The sequence below is a fragment of the Ruminococcus bicirculans (ex Wegman et al. 2014) genome (assembly GCF_000723465.1).
Lineage (GTDB): Bacteria > Bacillota > Clostridia > Oscillospirales > Ruminococcaceae > Hominimerdicola > Hominimerdicola aceti.
In genome coordinates this window covers 1445913-1460863 of the sequence record NZ_HF545616.1, presented here as the reverse complement: position 1 = coordinate 1460863, position 14951 = coordinate 1445913, and the positions used below count along the sequence as shown (strand labels likewise).

At 44.2% G+C, this 14951-nt stretch carries 14 protein-coding genes and 1 pseudogene; 1 reads left to right on the top strand and 14 read right to left on the bottom strand.

The annotated features are described in order from the left end of the window. Window positions 1-85: 85 nt before the first annotated feature. From RBI_RS06655 to RBI_RS06635, 5 genes are all read right to left on the bottom strand, one after another. Complete coding sequence (locus RBI_RS06655; RefSeq protein ID WP_038671885.1) at window positions 86-2440, bottom strand: ABC transporter permease; 2355 nt, start codon at window positions 2438-2440, stop codon at window positions 86-88. After that, complete coding sequence (locus RBI_RS06650) at window positions 2424-3119, bottom strand: ABC transporter ATP-binding protein (RefSeq protein WP_008703421.1); 696 nt, start codon at window positions 3117-3119, stop codon at window positions 2424-2426. The genes RBI_RS06655 and RBI_RS06650 overlap by 17 nt, the downstream gene beginning before the upstream one ends. 62 nt (window positions 3120-3181) lie before the next feature. Further along, the gene (locus RBI_RS06645; RefSeq protein ID WP_038671883.1) at window positions 3182-4411 is read right to left on the bottom strand and encodes a sensor histidine kinase; all 1230 of its coding nucleotides are present in this window, start codon (window positions 4409-4411) and stop codon (window positions 3182-3184) included. Then, window positions 4408-5109 (bottom strand): response regulator transcription factor, encoded by a 702-nt coding sequence (locus RBI_RS06640; RefSeq protein WP_006857257.1) that lies wholly within the window; start codon window positions 5107-5109, stop codon window positions 4408-4410. The genes RBI_RS06645 and RBI_RS06640 overlap by 4 nt, the downstream gene beginning before the upstream one ends. Beyond that, entirely contained in the window at window positions 5099-5284 is a 186-nt protein-coding gene (locus tag RBI_RS06635; protein WP_006857256.1) for a helix-turn-helix domain-containing protein, read from the bottom strand. Before RBI_RS06635 ends, RBI_RS06640 begins: the two co-directional genes overlap by 11 nt. Window positions 5285-5479: 195 nt before the next feature. Between RBI_RS06635 and RBI_RS06630 the strand changes: the two genes are divergently transcribed. Further along, window positions 5480-5839 (top strand): helix-turn-helix transcriptional regulator, encoded by a 360-nt coding sequence (locus tag RBI_RS06630; protein ID WP_006857255.1) that lies wholly within the window; start codon window positions 5480-5482, stop codon window positions 5837-5839. 26 nt (window positions 5840-5865) lie between these two features. Here RBI_RS06630 and RBI_RS06625 read toward each other — a convergent pair whose 3' ends face one another. From RBI_RS06625 to RBI_RS06585, 9 genes and pseudogenes are all read right to left on the bottom strand, one after another. Further along, window positions 5866-7641: a lysozyme family protein gene (locus tag RBI_RS06625; RefSeq protein WP_038671881.1), complete on the bottom strand. Its 1776-nt coding sequence runs from the start codon at window positions 7639-7641 to the stop codon at window positions 5866-5868. Window positions 7642-7676: 35 nt separating this feature from the next. Next, on the bottom strand, window positions 7677-8450 hold the full coding sequence (gene srtB, locus RBI_RS06620) for a class B sortase (protein ID WP_038673233.1): 774 nt from the start codon (window positions 8448-8450) through the stop codon (window positions 7677-7679). 14 nt (window positions 8451-8464) lie between these two features. Beyond that, the gene (locus RBI_RS06615; RefSeq protein ID WP_015560136.1) at window positions 8465-8869 is read right to left on the bottom strand and encodes a DUF6075 family protein; all 405 of its coding nucleotides are present in this window, start codon (window positions 8867-8869) and stop codon (window positions 8465-8467) included. Between the two features lie 15 nt (window positions 8870-8884). Then, on the bottom strand, window positions 8885-11218 hold the full coding sequence (locus RBI_RS06610; protein WP_038671879.1) for a VirB4-like conjugal transfer ATPase, CD1110 family: 2334 nt from the start codon (window positions 11216-11218) through the stop codon (window positions 8885-8887). Window positions 11219-11312: 94 nt separating this feature from the next. Continuing rightward, window positions 11313-11654, bottom strand: a pseudogene (locus RBI_RS06605) (PrgI family protein); the annotation flags it as partial. A gap of 14 nt (window positions 11655-11668) precedes the next feature. Then, window positions 11669-12505 (bottom strand): hypothetical protein, encoded by an 837-nt coding sequence (locus tag RBI_RS06600; RefSeq protein ID WP_038671878.1) that lies wholly within the window; start codon window positions 12503-12505, stop codon window positions 11669-11671. Between the two features lie 91 nt (window positions 12506-12596). Next, window positions 12597-12953: a hypothetical protein gene (locus RBI_RS06595; protein ID WP_015560134.1), complete on the bottom strand. Its 357-nt coding sequence runs from the start codon at window positions 12951-12953 to the stop codon at window positions 12597-12599. A gap of 14 nt (window positions 12954-12967) precedes the next feature. After that, window positions 12968-14758 carry a VirD4-like conjugal transfer protein, CD1115 family gene (locus RBI_RS06590; protein WP_038671876.1) on the bottom strand — a complete coding sequence of 597 codons (1791 nt, stop codon included), beginning with the start codon at window positions 14756-14758 and terminating at the stop codon, window positions 12968-12970. Further along, window positions 14745-14942, bottom strand: coding sequence for a hypothetical protein (locus RBI_RS06585; protein WP_006857246.1), 198 nt, complete (start codon window positions 14940-14942; stop codon window positions 14745-14747). Before RBI_RS06585 ends, RBI_RS06590 begins: the two co-directional genes overlap by 14 nt. Window positions 14943-14951 lie beyond the last annotated feature (9 nt).

Genomic DNA, 14951 nt, shown 5'->3' with positions numbered 1-14951 from the left:
TTACAAAATAGTAAGCTAAAAGAGGCAGACAATTCCGTTCAAGAATTACCTGCCTGCCCCTCTATGAATGCAATAATATTGAGAACTATTGCACACTAATTATATCTACGATAGATGTTTTCTCCAATTTTTTAATGGGGTTTCTTACTGCCAAAATTACTGCAATGGCAACAACAACAATAATGATACCAAGCTGAACCAGAGGAACACTCCATGCATCGCCCCATTTATAGGTTATAAGTTTGCTAAATAAAATCTTGTTACAGACTATTCCTAAAACGCTACCGCAAATAGTACCTGTGATTGCATAGGTAGATGCTTCGGCAATAATCATTTTAGCCAGTTGCCTGTTACTTAATCCAATCGCTCGAAAAACTCCGTATTGTTTCATTTTTGCCACCACACTCATAGCTATGCTATTTATGATATTGAATAGTGTAATCAATGCAATCAATACCAAAAAGCCATAAATGAAAAGCCCAAAACAATAGTAAGCCCCACGGGTGTTACTATTACCCATTCGCTCATCAGAAAATGTATATTGTGAGCCTACCAAGCGGTGTATTTCATTTACATCATTCTCTGTGGCATTTTGAGATAACTGTATATCAATAATACTATAATCCGTTTCACCCGTCAGTTTTCTAAAGGTATCCTCAGAACAAATGAGCTTGCCAACATCTTGACGATTATTAAATGGGCAGTCAGATAACATACCGACAATCTCCATATCAGCTTGGCTGCCATTCAAATTTAAGGTAATGACATTGCCTACCTCAATGTCGTTTTGTGGCTCAAAAACGATAAGTCCTGTATTACTTTCACTTTGTGCTTTTTCCAAGCTGCCGGACAAAACATAGTCCTTTGCCCAGTCAAACTGCATGTCTTCATATGAAATAAGGTCAACAACTTTTTCCTCGCCATTTACGATTACGGGAACATTGTAAGCAAACATTCGCCCATAAACATTTTTTACGGCGGGATTTTGCTGTAATTCCTCAATAAATTCAGCCTTTACCGAGCAGGTATCTTCTGGACTGATAACAGATATATCGGCAGTCCACGGCTGTAAAGGCGTCAATGTGTGATTCATAAAATCAATAGTTACTGAAAATGCAAGAAAAAGAATAATACTGATTGAAAATGAGCTAATCATTAAAATAAAATTCTTTTTGCTTGCTTTAGCATGATGAATACCAAGAGAAGTGTCTATCTTGAAAAACTTGGTATTCGCCGCTTTTTTTACAGGTTGTAAATCATTTGCATTTCCAGATACCGCTGCCAAAGGAGAAACTTTGGATGCTTTCTTAGCAGGAGAACGGGCAGCAAGGAGAACTGTCAACAAACCAACAACAATACCCGCTATAATACTTGGATAGCTTATACTAAAAGCAGGCATTCCACCAAAATATTGTGGACTAAGCTGCCGCAAAATAAAACACAATACCCAAACCAATACCATACCGCCGATAACACCAAGTGGAATTGCAAAGCGACACCAATTCATAACCTCTTTACGTACTAACTGCATAACCTGTTTAGGTGTTGCCCCTATGCAACGAACCATTCCAAAAAACTCTGTTCGCTGTGCCACATTAGTGTTCATACTACTTGCAATCATTAAAACGCCAGCCATCAAAACGAGGAAAAATAGAATTATTGCAACAGTATACACCTGTGCCATGAATGAATCATCACTCTGCCCCATCAAACCAAGCAATGTTATATTTTCGGTTACTTGTTTATCGGACAATCCGTACTGTTCTTTAATCTCAGCTATCTCTTTTGGAATGTTTCCTTTATTATCAAATAGCACGAAAAACATTGTATACTCAGATGGGTTAACATCTGTTTCATTGGAGTAAATTGTTCGAAAGCCATCTGTTGTCAAAAACACACCATAAACATCTTCACGCATAAGGTTTGCGGAATTTTTCATAAAGCCAGAAATAATATATGAGAATTCCGTTCCATTTGGCGTTGTAATTACAATTTGCTCACCAATTTTTAACTTTAGCGTATCCTTCGCATTGATTGATATCATTGCTTCATTCTCAGTTTTAGGAAACGTCCCTTCATCCAACACATTAAAAATTTCTGTAACTATGCTTTCATTTCCACCGCATATACTCACATTTTTTCCATGCAAAGTATATTCTTGTTCTCCTCGAAAATTCAGCGTACCATAATCGGCAACAGTAGCTACCTCTGGTCTGGAAGATATAAGCATTGCATCTTCATCACTAATGTTTTGTATGCCAATATGCCAATTTCCGTTTTCCTGCTGTGCCTGCAAAATCTGCCCTCTGATAAACATATCAGCCATACCGAAAATAGCTGTTACCAGAAAGACAGCCAATACAATGCAAATAATAGACATACGATTTTGCTTTCGATGTACTTTTGCAGAAATAGGAACAAGGTCAAGATAACTTTTCATTCGCATTACCTCCCAAGTCTGTCAGCACACCGTCTGTGACACGCAAGACACGGTCAACCATAGAAGTAAGACCGTTGTTGTGCGTAATCATAAGTATTGTTTGTTGGTAATGTCTGGATGCTTTTGTCAGCAAATCAATAACATCTTGGCTATTCTTGCTATCCAGATTGCCTGTCGGCTCGTCCGCAAGAATCAACTTCGGTTTTGTAATCAATGCCCTGCCAATAGCGACACGCTGCTGCTGACCGCCAGAAAGCTGGCTTGGCAAATGGTTTCTTCGTTCTGTTAAGCCGAGCAATTCTAATATTTCTTCTACATCAGAAGCTTTCGGTTTGCGATAATCCAAAAGAAGCGGAAATGCTATATTCTGTTCCACCGTCAATTCAGATACAAGCTGAAAAGACTGAAAAATAAAGCCGATATTCCTCCTTCTGAAAATCGTGCGTTCTTCTTCTTTCATAGAAAATAAGTTATTCCCATCCATCGTGACTGTGCCAGAAGTAGGAACATCCAATGCACCGATACAATTTAGCAGGGTACTCTTCCCAGAGCCAGACTCTCCAACGACAGCAACGAACTCACCTTTTTCCAGAGAGAACGATACATTTTTCAAAGCATCGACTTTTGCCTCACCAGTTCCGTATGTTTTACACAGATTTTGTACTTTTAAGATTTCCATTTATAAGTACCTCCTTTCTTACAAGGATAGAAGTAACAGCTTACAATCAGATGAATTTAACCTTACGATTCCGTAAGGAAAGACAATGTAAAGGTTGTTCCCTGTAATCGCTCGCTCTGAACAGAAAGAATACCGCCTTGTCCCTCAACAATCGCCTTTGCTAATGGCAATCCAAGTCCAATCCCTTGACTTTCTGAAGTATTTTTGCTTCGATAAAATCTCTTAAATATGTGGTGTATATCCTCTTGGGAAATGCCGTGTCCGTTATCCGTAATAAATATTCTAATCATAGCGGGCGTTTGTTCCCACGATATAGAGATTTTTCCCCCTGTATCTGTATGGTCAAGTGCGTTTTTGATAATGTTGCCAATGGCTTCGCCCGTCCACTCTATATCACAGTAAAGCATCTGTTCCAAATCACCATCTATCACAATTTCCTTTTTTTCATTGTCCGCCCGTGTTGTCAATTCACTAATTGCGTGATTAATAATATTCGGGATACTGTAATTGGATTTTTCAAAATAGATGCTCCCTGCATCTATTCTTGTGATTTTCAACATAGATTGAATAAGCTGTTCCATTCTCTTTAATGCAGTTCCAATCTTTAAGGAAAATTCTTTGACCGTTTCGAAGTTTTCTGGCTCATTCTCAATAATTTCCTGATACATCATAAGTGCCGACAGAGGCGTTTTTAATTGATGTGATATATCAGAAATTGTATTTTTAAGAAACTCTTTTGTCTTTTGTTCTGTATCATTTTTTGCTTGAAGCATAGTAGCCAATTGGTCAACAGAAGATAAGAGCTGGTAAATAGTTCCCTCGTTAGATTGCGGAAGGTGAACAGTATAGTTCCCATCTATGTAGTCCTTAATGATGTTTTCTGATTCCCTATATAGTCTTTCCCTACGATACAAAAACAGCATTGTACCTAAAAACAGAAGCAGCGTCCATAGAAATAACATCACAAACAGAGATGTCAGTATTGTATTTTTAACAGCAGATACATAAGGTAAATTTTCTATATCCGTGCTGTTTGAAAGACCAATTTCGGCTAAAAACTTATTTCCTGTAGTGCCTGCTTCCGTATTCATTAAGGCTGTTGCAATTACTTCCTTTGAAATTCCTTCTTCCAGTAAAGAAGTAGCAATCGCATTATTGTGTGTTAAAAACATTTCTTTGGTAGCCGCCGTTTGCGTGTCAATGACAGCTATTCCCATCAAAAAAAGCAGCAAAACAAGAGTAACAATGAAAATGCAATAATAACGGCTATGTTTATCATGTAAGAAGTTCATTCGTCCACCTCTTTCCACTGATAACCAAATCCTCGGACTGTTAGTAAATGTTCTGGATGTGATGGGTCTGTTTCTATTTTTTCTCGCAGTCGTCGCACATAGACGGAAAGGGTATTATTGTCTACATAATCTCCTGTGCTGTCCCATAACTCGTCTAAAATAATATCTCTTGTAATAATACGGTTTGCATTCTTTACCAACAGGCATATTAAACGGTATTCTGCGGCGGTAAGTTCTAATATTTTTCCCTTTAATAAGACACGGCTTCCTAAAAGGTCTATCTTAATATCGCCACATTCCATAACTGCCCCTGTTCCTTGAGTGGACAACCCTGCCCGCCGCAGCAACGCTCGTATGCGTGAACATAACTCGCCTAACTTAAACGGTTTTGTTATGTAGTCATCACCGCCGCAGTCCAGACCACGAATAATGCTAACTTCTTCATCAGAAGCTGTCAGAAAAATAATCGGTATCTGACTTCCGTTTTTTCGTACTTTTTCACATATCTCAAAACCTGTTCCGTCTGGCAATGTGACATCAAGGATGAGCATATCGTATTTTTCTATCTCAGATAAATAAGTTAGAGTTTCCTGCACAGAACGGACAAAATCGACATCGAAGCCATTTTTCTTTAGCGAATATTGCAGTCCGTCTATTAAACTTACATCATCTTCTAGTAATAAAATTCTATTCTCCATAATCTGTAACCTTTCTCCGCTTATCAACGGGCTTTTTTGAACTTTTAGGAATAAGCCACACCCGATTTATATTTAGGACACCCTCAATACGGTTTTCTTTGCATAACCGTTGCACACGCCGCACCGATATCCCCCAAAGTTCTGCGGCTTCCTGTGCCGTCATATATTCAAACATTTCTGACCTCCTAAAATCGTACTGTATCTATTATATCCGTTTGAACGAACAATATCAACTATGCAAATGTGAATTTTTATATCTTACAAGTAGAGATTTTATATCCTAATACAAGGGATTTCAGACCGTTCTATAAGAACTATTATTTCTGTAAAATATAATAGAAGCATTATATTGATACAAGGTGGTGAGTTTATGGACGCAAGAAACAATGATTTTGACTTCGATTTTACACCGATAGGGCAGGCAATCAAAAAAGCAAGGACAGCAAAAGGTATGACCAGAGATGAGCTTTCTCGTATTGTGGATTATGACCCAAGACATCTTCAAGCGATTGAAAATGAGGGGCAAAAGCCAAGTCTGGAGTTGTTCATTCAGCTTGTGACGATGTTCGGTGTATCAGTTGATGAATACATATTCCCAGATAATGAGGTCAAGAAAAGTTCCGTCCGCAGACGCTTAGACGCAGAACTCGACAAACTAAATGATAAAGAGTTGCTCGTAATAGAAGCAACTGTCAGCGGTCTATGTAAGGCAAAAGAGCCAGAGGAATAAACCTCTGGTTTTTCTTTTGCCCATTCTTAATAGGCAGGAACACCGTAACCATAGATGGAGCTACTTCCAACCGTATATTGATTTTGCCTGCAAGTGTCGCCAGAGTTACCCTCCACGGTGTAAACGACACCGTTTTCGCATTTCTCCACAATGCCTACATGGTCGGTTTCTCCGTCGCCTTCCCAATCAAAAAAGATAATATCGCCTGCCGACGGCTCATAGCTTCGGTCTTTCCATTGTCCGTTACCCTTAAACCAATTTGCACCGTCCACGCAGCCTGCGAATTTTGGGATAATCCCGCTTTCGATATAGCCACATTGGTCGGCACACCAAGACACAAAGCAGGCACACCATTCCACACGCCCCTCAAAGCCGTACCAACTCCAATAAGGCTGACCGCCCTCATTGCCGAGCTGTGTCAAAGCGACCTCCACAATCGCCTGGTTACCGCCGCTTGTGAACGCTCTCCCGTATGGATAATACCGCAGCACATGGGCGGGATATTGCGTGTCGCCATAGCTGTCCCAACCTAACCGTGCCGCCTGCATGGTGGAGAACTCTACCGCATTGGCATAGGAATAGCCGCCATAGTTAGTCTTAGCCCACGAGATATAGCCGTTGCCGAAATTGTAACCCTGCAAGGCAAGTTTGATATGCTCCATATCAATCGGGTTTTCTACCTCGGCAGAGATAAGGGCAGCCTTTAATTCCTGTACACCGCACTCAATCGAATATTCTGGGTCTTGTATCCCGTTCGGCTCGTGGGGATACCTTGTGTTAAAGCTGCCCTCCGCCGCCTGCATCGGGTCAAGTCCACGCCCGCCACTTTCCTGCATCATTACCGCCTTGATAAGCTCCACATATTCGGGAATACCGTACTGTTTGGCATATTTCTGTATCAAAGGCTCATAGGCTTCCACCTCTGCACTGACAGGGGTATAGGCGTTGCTCCCGCTTCCGCCACCAAACAGGGAAACAGCACAGCCGAGCAGGACAACAATGAGAATAATCACAACTGCAATCCAACCACCTGCAATTAAAGCGGAAATCAGAGCTTTTGTTCCTGCAATAATCGCCTTGACCGCAGCTATGGTGGCTCTGACCGTAGCTTTTGTTGCTTCAGCGGTTGCCTTTGCGGTGGCTTTTGCCGCCTGTGCTGCCTTTTGGGCAGTTTTCGCAGAAGCCTTTGCCGCTGCCTGTGCCGTTTTTACCGAGGTTTCCGTCGTTTTAATCGCCGCCTTAGAAGTTGCCTGTGCGGTTTTAATTCCCTTTTCGGTAGTCTTGACTGTTCCCTTAGCAGTTGTTTTCACCGCTTTTTCTGCATTTCGGGCTGTGGTCTTAATCATTTTTTGCCCCTGCTGTCGGGTCTTTATCAACTGCGATTTTGCTGTCTGGGAAACATCGGGGGCAGAGGAACGGCTTGCAGCCCCGTGACGGATCTGCAAACCGTGTTGTTCTGACATATTCTGTGCTGCTTTCTGCTCTGCGGCTTTGACTGCCCGACTTTGCTTGAAATCGGTTATTTTATCTTTTGCCTTACCGATATTCTCCTGCGTTGTCTTGACTGCCTTTTGCCCCTGCTTATTGAACTGGTGGATACCTTCGTCCTTTACACGGTCTGCCACATAAGAAATCCTGTCCGCAGCATATTCTGTGGCAGAGTTTTCATCAGCGTAATATCCCTGTTCCGCCTTGTCCTTTATCCCCACATAGGCAGATTTCATACGTTCACTGGCTATGGTGGCTTTATCTATGGTCTTTATCGTGCCTTTAACCGCATCTCTGGTTTTAATATCAGCCATAGAAAACCTCCTTTCCCAGAGGATTTGCGTTCAAATCAGCCGACCTTTTTTGCCACTACAACGAGTCTGCCGTTCTGTGCGGAGTATTCGCAGGTGGAAAGGGTAATGAGCCTGTCGCCGTATTCAGCGATCACACCTGTATCATACAAAGCAAGCTCCTTGCACTTCCCGACATAGGAATTAAATTCTTCCTCATTCTCCGCATCAACAAAGTCGTAGTATCGGAATCCCTCAGAACTGTACGCCACAGTCTTAAATACAGCGACGATTTCATACTCTGCCTGCTCTGTGAGGGTATCAAACTGAATAGTCTTGTGTTCCTCATAGAAGCTCTTGGACTTGTAATCCTCCAACGCTCCAAACATCTTGCCACTCTTGATGTGATGACCGTAGATAACCAGATTGTCACTTTCGGCAATATTACAATTCTCCTGCACATAAGGCGTACCTAAGTCGCTGTACTCTTTTTCAAAATTGTGCTTCAGATAAAAATTCGGATTGTTCCTGCTCTGCATCACAGGATAATTGATTGTTGTGCCGGCTATGGAAATCCAACCCACCATATCCTCATTCTGTAAATACAATTTCTGATACTTGGCAAGCACATCTTCTCCCTCGCTGACAGGGGCATCGTCTGGCACGGTTTCATCCGTGGGAGCCTGCTCTACCATCTCGGCAATCTCCTCAAAGGCTTCCGTCTGCTCGTCCACCTCTGCATAGTAATGATAAATGCGGAAGCCACAAAAAGCCGCCGTACCTAACAGGCACACGGCGGCTACAACACAGATAATAGATTTATAATTCTTCATAGGCTTTTCCTTTCTTATCTTGAAATTTCCGTCTGTTTTCTGGGAGCAGGAAGCTCCCTGCAATATTCGGGGTATCTGACCTTGATACCCTCCATAAAGTAGGGAGCAAACTCACAGCAGAACAACTCCTCTGGCGTGAAATACCGTTCCCGCCCTTCCTCTGCATACCCGTTCCAAAGGTTAAAAGCAAGATGGCAGACCTTGACTGTTCCGCTTGTCTGCCAGCCGCCGTGCATACCCTCTGGCTCGATGCAGTCCTCCTTGAAATTGAACATCTGGTTGATGTTCGCCCTCGTTTCCGAAGCGATACCCATCACATAGAAAAACGCCCTATGATAACAGTCGTTCACTCTGCATTTCATCATATTTTCCAGAAAGAAATCACGGTGAGCCGTATCACGGAATTTAATATCAGCCATAAAAGACCTCCTTTCTTAGACCTCACCGAACTTGGTTGTCATCAGTTTGTAAAGCTCGGTATTGCGTGGAAACTTGTTTACAAACGGTACAAGGGAGCTGCCAACTTTGAGTAATCCCTGCCCTGCACCGACATTCGTGATATAACTCATCTGAAGGTCGGAGATATTAAGGAGCTTGGCAAGCTCAAGTCTGTCCGTGGACGCTTGGTTAAGCATAATGATAAATTCGCTGTTGGCAAGCATCGTCCTTGCGGTATGGCTCTGCAAAAGGTCGTCTACATTCTGCGTAATACCCGTACAGTACGCACCGTATTTACGCACACGCTTCCAGAGGGTAAAGAGGAAGTTGGCAGAGTATTCGTGCTGAAAGAGCAGATAGATTTCATCAATGAAAATAAAAGTGTTTCTGCCTTTGGCTCTGTTCTGTGTGATACGGTTTAAGATACTGTCAAGCACGACAAGCATGCCGATAGGCTGTAACTGCTTGCCCAAATCCAGAATGTCATAGCAGATAAGGCGGCTGTGGGTATCAACATTCGTGTGCTTTGCAAAGGTGTTGAGCGACCCGTCCGTAAACAGCTCAATCGCAAGGGCGATTTCCTGTGCTTCTGGCTCATTCTGTTTTAACAGTTCCTCACGGAAGTCCTGCAAGGTGGGCGGCGTTCCCATATAGTTGCCCTGCTGATAATAGCGGTACACGCTTGCCGTACAGCGGTCAATGATGGATTTCTGCTTTGCTCCCAAGTTCGTGCCGCCGATGAGCTGTTCGCAAAGGGATAAAATAAACTCCGATTTCAGAATGACAGGGTTTGCACCGTCACCGTAATCGGAGTTCATATCCATAGCATTGATGTGATTTTCACTTGTCGCAGAGATATGAATGACTTCTCCCTGCATTGCCTTAACAAGCGGGGAATACTCACGCTCTGGGTCAATGATGATAATATCAGCGTTGGGGTCGGTCAGAATGATATTTGTCATTTCTTCCTTTGCGGTAAAGGATTTTCCTGCACCCGACACACCGAGAATAAAGGAATTGCCGTTAAGGAGCTGCCTACGGTTGGCGATAATCATATTTTTGCTGATGACATTCTGACCGTAATACACACCGTTTTCGTGGTAGATTTCCTGCACACGGAACGGGATAAACACTGCAAGGCTCTCTGTTGTGAGGGTACGCAGGGCATCTATCTTCCGTACACCAAATGGCAGGGCTGTATTCAATCCGTCCATCTGCTGATATTTCAGCACCGCAAACTGGCACAAATGCTTTCTTGCGGTAGTCAAGAGAGCTTCTGTATCATTGTCGAGCTGCTCTTTGGAATCTGCCGTATGCACCATCGTAAGCACGGCAAACATCATTCTCTGGTCACGGGTTGTCAAATCATCCAGAAATTCCTTGCTTTCTTTTCGCTGCTGTTCCAAATCATAGGGGATAACGGCAGAAAAATTGTTGTTCTGGTTCTGCTTCCTCTGCCAATTCGTGATATTGGTTTCCACACCAAGCAGACGGTTTTCCACCTCCCGCACGGCTTCATCTGTGGGAACGGGGATAATATCAACGGACAGCATCATATTCCTGTTCAGCTCACAAAGCTCCGCAACCATACTGTCCTTGATATATGCCGCATACTCTCTGAGAAAAATCACACGCCCATATCTGTCACCCATTCTGAAGCAGTCGCTCTCAAATTCAAAGGTATCAGGGCAGATAAAATCCTTGAAATCGTGACCTTTCCGCATCGTCTGGGTAATATCGAAGTGGAACGCTGTTTCTTCTCCTGTACGGTAGAAGTCGTGGAAGATACGCAGCTTGTCGCCTGCGTCCAGTTCCACACACTTCGACCCCAGACGGTTAAAGTGGGCGATAAGGTCAGCACCCACACGGGCGAAGTAGTTTCGGGCTTCCTCGATATTCTTCTTGCAGACAGATACGGTTACATACTTATCCTGTACGATGGAATTAGCCCCTGTCGCCTTATCCAGAAGCATTTTGTTGTATTCCTTGCGGTACTTATCCAGACCGTCATCAGCCATTGGGATTAAAATAGTCTGTTCAAAATCAGCTTTGTTCAAGCGACGGTTGTTGATAGTGATTTTCGTGGTCGCACCGCTGTCAAGGGAATTAAGAAGCTCCGAGTATTCAAGGAACATTGCTTCCTTATCCTCACGGCTTGCCACGGCATAGTTTATATCCTCAAATTTAAAGGTCTTTGCGTACTTGTTCCTGCCGACAAGGAATATGCCGTCATCCCAGATTGTCTTAATCGGGATAACATTCTGTACCGACTTCGGCACAACAAACTTTTCCCTGTCCTGCTTGAACAGATTTTTAAGAGTTCTCAGCATTGTTTACCTCCTTGCTGCGTTTCGCTTTTTTCTTTTTCGTTTTCTTTGGTTTAGGTGTCCTGCCTTTCTGCTTTTTCCGTACTGTCGGCAACCCTTTTTCATGGGCTTCAATGGTCGGCTTCATCGTTTCGTAATAGAGATTATCTGGCAGGAACATCAGCTTTTTCGGCATCAGAAATTCCGATTTAATCCACGCCCAGACAAACTGCTCTGCGGTCATACCGTTGTATTTGATAAATCCCATTGCCGCAAAGGGGAACGCACCTAAGATACAAACCCAACTGAGGGTTTCCGTACCAAACCGTGGACGGAGAAGAAAATACAAACCCACCGCCACGCCGCAGGCAAGGACAGAAAAAATGAACTGTCTGAGGGACAGTCCAAAAAACATACTCTCCGTATAATTACGGATTTCCTTATTTATCTTGACTTCCAATCATAGCACCTCCCTTACAAGCCCATCATTTCTCTTACAACACGGTCTGCCATTTTGACCGCACCGACAAGGACGAGCATATTGAACACAAGCTCCCCGATATAGCTCCATACCATTGTAACCGCCGCCGCATCGGGATTGACCACAGGCGGAGAAGAAGCAAATAGGGAAAAGATAATGCAGGCAAGCACGATAACCGCACCTTCAAGGCATACAGCGGCATAGCTCTTAATGAAACTCTTGCCAACGCTTTGGCTCGGCTCTCCCGCAAAAGCGGAAAGGGGTACGGGTGCTATGGCAGTATAGATATACAGCTTGAAAAACCTGCCGTATACCGACATAATCATTATGAATGACAGCACCGTAATAAACAGTCCGCCTATCAGCGTGACCGCCCATAGCGGGATACTCTCAAAAAATCCGCAGTCTTCAACGGCTGTCACGATTTCCTGCGGCAACACCGTCTGCTGTGCCGAGCCAAATCCTGCGGCATTCATAATCGTGGAAATCATACCCTGCACAATCTTAAACAGTGCCATCATCAGTTCCAATCCGTAGGTCACTGCACCTTTGGCAATGGCAAAGCGGATAAACAGCTTCAACGCCTGCTCTGGTCGCTTGACTTCTGCAAAATTTCCGCAGGTACGCATTACACCCACAACAAAGAACAGCACGAGCAGGGCAAGTCCGATAGCCTGCACCGCACCGTGAATATCCACGATGACATTCCATATCGTGCCGCCCTTAAAGTTCTCTGGGGATTGGGTAACGAGCTGCCATATCTCGGCTAATTTCTCATTCCAAGTGTTTAGGGCGTTCTCTAAATTCTGTACCACCCAGTTATCAGACATTTGACCACCTCCTTGATGATATTAGATAACGGGAGCGAGTTCCGCACTCGGCGGATCTGCTCCCGTTATCTTTTTGTGTCAGTCTGTTATCTTAGCCTGTGATAAGAGTCAAGATTTCCTTTGCGAAGGTAATGACAACGCCGCCTGCAAGGGTCAAAAATCCGTTAGCTCTCTGGGACGGGTCGTGGGATTTGAGGGAAAGACCAATCTGCACGATACCAAAGCCGAGCATAATCATACCGACGGCCCTCACCAGACCGAAAATGAAATCGGACAGATTGTTGACTACCTGAATAGGGTCATTGGCAGCAAAGGCGGTTACGGAAGTACCAAGCACAAATGTCATTGCCATAACAGCCATACAGTAATAGCGAAAGCCTTTCTTAACCTTTCCAGTCATCGGCAGCTTCGTGGTTTTCTTGTTCTCGTTCTTCTTAAAAAGTTTCATAGGGTAAATCCTCCTTATAAATTGAATATTTCTTCCAAGTCCTCATCGGACAGAAGCTCATAGGAAGTGCTGACAGCTTTCATGCTCACGGCGTTATCTGGAATATCACTGTCAAACACAAGAGTTGCGACAGCCTGCGTAGGCTCTCCGTGGATATACGGCGGTTGCCCTCCGTCAGCCGTCAGCTTCACATTCGGGTGCTTCAAGATGTCATACTTGAAGTCCATAACGGGGCGTTCTCCACGCACAAAAAGAAGTGCGTAGCGGTTATTAAGCATACGCACTTCGTCTGGGGTCATCAGCTCACGCCCCGAAATCTGATAATTTGTTGAATAGTTACCACTTCGCCCAGAGCTTTTCCCGTAGGTGTTGGTATCAATGGTTTCCTTGCCCAAAAGCTCTGACACATATTTGTGGGTGCTTTGCTCGTTGCCGCCCAGATACAGAAACTCATCGCAGTTGCCGACAATGCTTTCCCATTGCTTTTCAAAAAGGGCTTTGAGCTGTGCCAGATTTTGCAGGATAATGGATACCGATACCCCTCTGGAACGCATAACGGACAGGATTTTATCAAAGTCATCAGGCAATGAAACATTCGCAAATTCGTCCATTATGAAATGGCAATGCACAGGCAGGCTTCCGCCGTACTTGTGATCTGCCAGATAAAAAAGCTGTTGAAAGAGCTGGGTATAAAGGATACTGACAAGGAAGTTAAAGCTCGTGTCGTTGTCTGGTATCAGAGCGAACAGAGCGACCTTCTTTTCTCCCAGACTTGGCAGGTCAAGCTCATCGGTGGCGGTAAGCCCTGCAAGGCTCTCCAGATTGAATTTTTCAAGCCTTGCGGCAAGGGTTATCTGGATACTCTTTAAGGTCTTTGCACTACCAGAGTGGTAATCCCTGTAATACTTTAGGGCGATATGCTCTGGGTTTACCATTTCCAGACGGTCAAACAGCTCATCCAGAGGGCTTACATAGCTGTCATCGTCCTCTCGGACTTCGCCTGCACGGAGCAGCTCCATAACCATCGGGAAATTCTGCTCGTCTGGCGGTGCTTCATATTTCAGATAGAACACCAGAGCCAGAAGCAGCATACTCGCCGCCGTATCCCAGAATGGGTCTTGCGACTGTGAGCCTTTCGGCGTGGTCGCCTTAAACAAGTTTGTTACCAACCTCTGAACATCGTTATCGTTCCGCAGATAGACAAAGGGATTGTAACAATGGCTGCGGTGCATATTGATAAGGTCAAGTACACGCACCTCATAGCCTTTATTTTCCAATAGACCGCCAATGTCACGGACGATTTCGCCCTTTGGGTCGAGTATTACAAAAGATGTGTTGCACTGCATAGCATTTGGCTTGCAGAAAAACCTCGTTTTTCCCGCACCAGAGCCACCGCAGACTAAAATATTCAGATTCCTGCGGTGCTTTTTCCCGTCCAACCCGATACGGACATTCTGGGTCAAGAGCTTATTGGCTGACGGGTCTTTATCTCGGTACTTCTTATTCAAAGCACCTGCGTTGCCCCATTTCGCAGAGCCGTGTTCCTCACGCCTGCGGTAGTTCCTGCGTGTAGAAAAATAAACGCCGATGCCCATAGCGTAGGCAAGTAAAAAAATAAGGACAGTCTTTACGCTGTCCTCACACATCGTTATTTCAAACGGATTGCCCATCGCCACAGGCAGACCTCGGATAATCTCTACAAGACCACCGCTGACATAGGGTGCTGTCAGTAGGGCGAGCCATACAACAGGAAGTATGCCGCAGACAGAAAGGATTAGGCTCGTTTTCTGGTCATCGTTCCTCATTGCACCTGCAATGCACGACCTTAACCTTTTTTGTCGGAGCGTGTGCCACCTTGCTTATCAGCTCGTCAACAGGCTCGGTGGGGCGTTCCTCCTGTAACTGCCTTGTACGCAGGGTGTTTAAGGCGTTGATGACGATATTCTTATCGTACTTATCAAGTGCGATATGGTATCGTTCCTCTCTCATAGTCTTCAC

Bases quoted from the DNA above. Each gene is read 5' to 3' on its own strand.
- RBI_RS06655 (WP_038671885.1), bottom strand. From the start codon at position 2,440: ATGAAAAGTTATCTTGACCTTGTTCCTATTTCTGCAAAAGTACATCGA.
- RBI_RS06650 (WP_008703421.1), bottom strand. From the start codon at position 3,119: ATGGAAATCTTAAAAGTACAAAATCTGTGTAAAACATACGGAACTGGT.
- RBI_RS06645 (WP_038671883.1), bottom strand. From the start codon at position 4,411: ATGAACTTCTTACATGATAAACATAGCCGTTATTATTGCATTTTCATT.
- RBI_RS06640 (WP_006857257.1), bottom strand. From the start codon at position 5,109: ATGGAGAATAGAATTTTATTACTAGAAGATGATGTAAGTTTAATAGAC.
- RBI_RS06635 (WP_006857256.1), bottom strand. From the start codon at position 5,284: ATGTTTGAATATATGACGGCACAGGAAGCCGCAGAACTTTGGGGGATA.
- RBI_RS06630 (WP_006857255.1), top strand. From the start codon at position 5,480: ATGGACGCAAGAAACAATGATTTTGACTTCGATTTTACACCGATAGGG.
- RBI_RS06625 (WP_038671881.1), bottom strand. From the start codon at position 7,641: ATGGCTGATATTAAAACCAGAGATGCGGTTAAAGGCACGATAAAGACC.
- srtB (WP_038673233.1), bottom strand. From the start codon at position 8,450: ATGAAGAATTATAAATCTATTATCTGTGTTGTAGCCGCCGTGTGCCTG.
- RBI_RS06615 (WP_015560136.1), bottom strand. From the start codon at position 8,869: ATGGCTGATATTAAATTCCGTGATACGGCTCACCGTGATTTCTTTCTG.
- RBI_RS06610 (WP_038671879.1), bottom strand. From the start codon at position 11,218: ATGCTGAGAACTCTTAAAAATCTGTTCAAGCAGGACAGGGAAAAGTTT.
- RBI_RS06600 (WP_038671878.1), bottom strand. From the start codon at position 12,505: ATGTCTGATAACTGGGTGGTACAGAATTTAGAGAACGCCCTAAACACT.
- RBI_RS06595 (WP_015560134.1), bottom strand. From the start codon at position 12,953: ATGAAACTTTTTAAGAAGAACGAGAACAAGAAAACCACGAAGCTGCCG.
- RBI_RS06590 (WP_038671876.1), bottom strand. From the start codon at position 14,758: ATGAGGAACGATGACCAGAAAACGAGCCTAATCCTTTCTGTCTGCGGC.
- RBI_RS06585 (WP_006857246.1), bottom strand. From the start codon at position 14,942: ATGAGAGAGGAACGATACCATATCGCACTTGATAAGTACGATAAGAAT.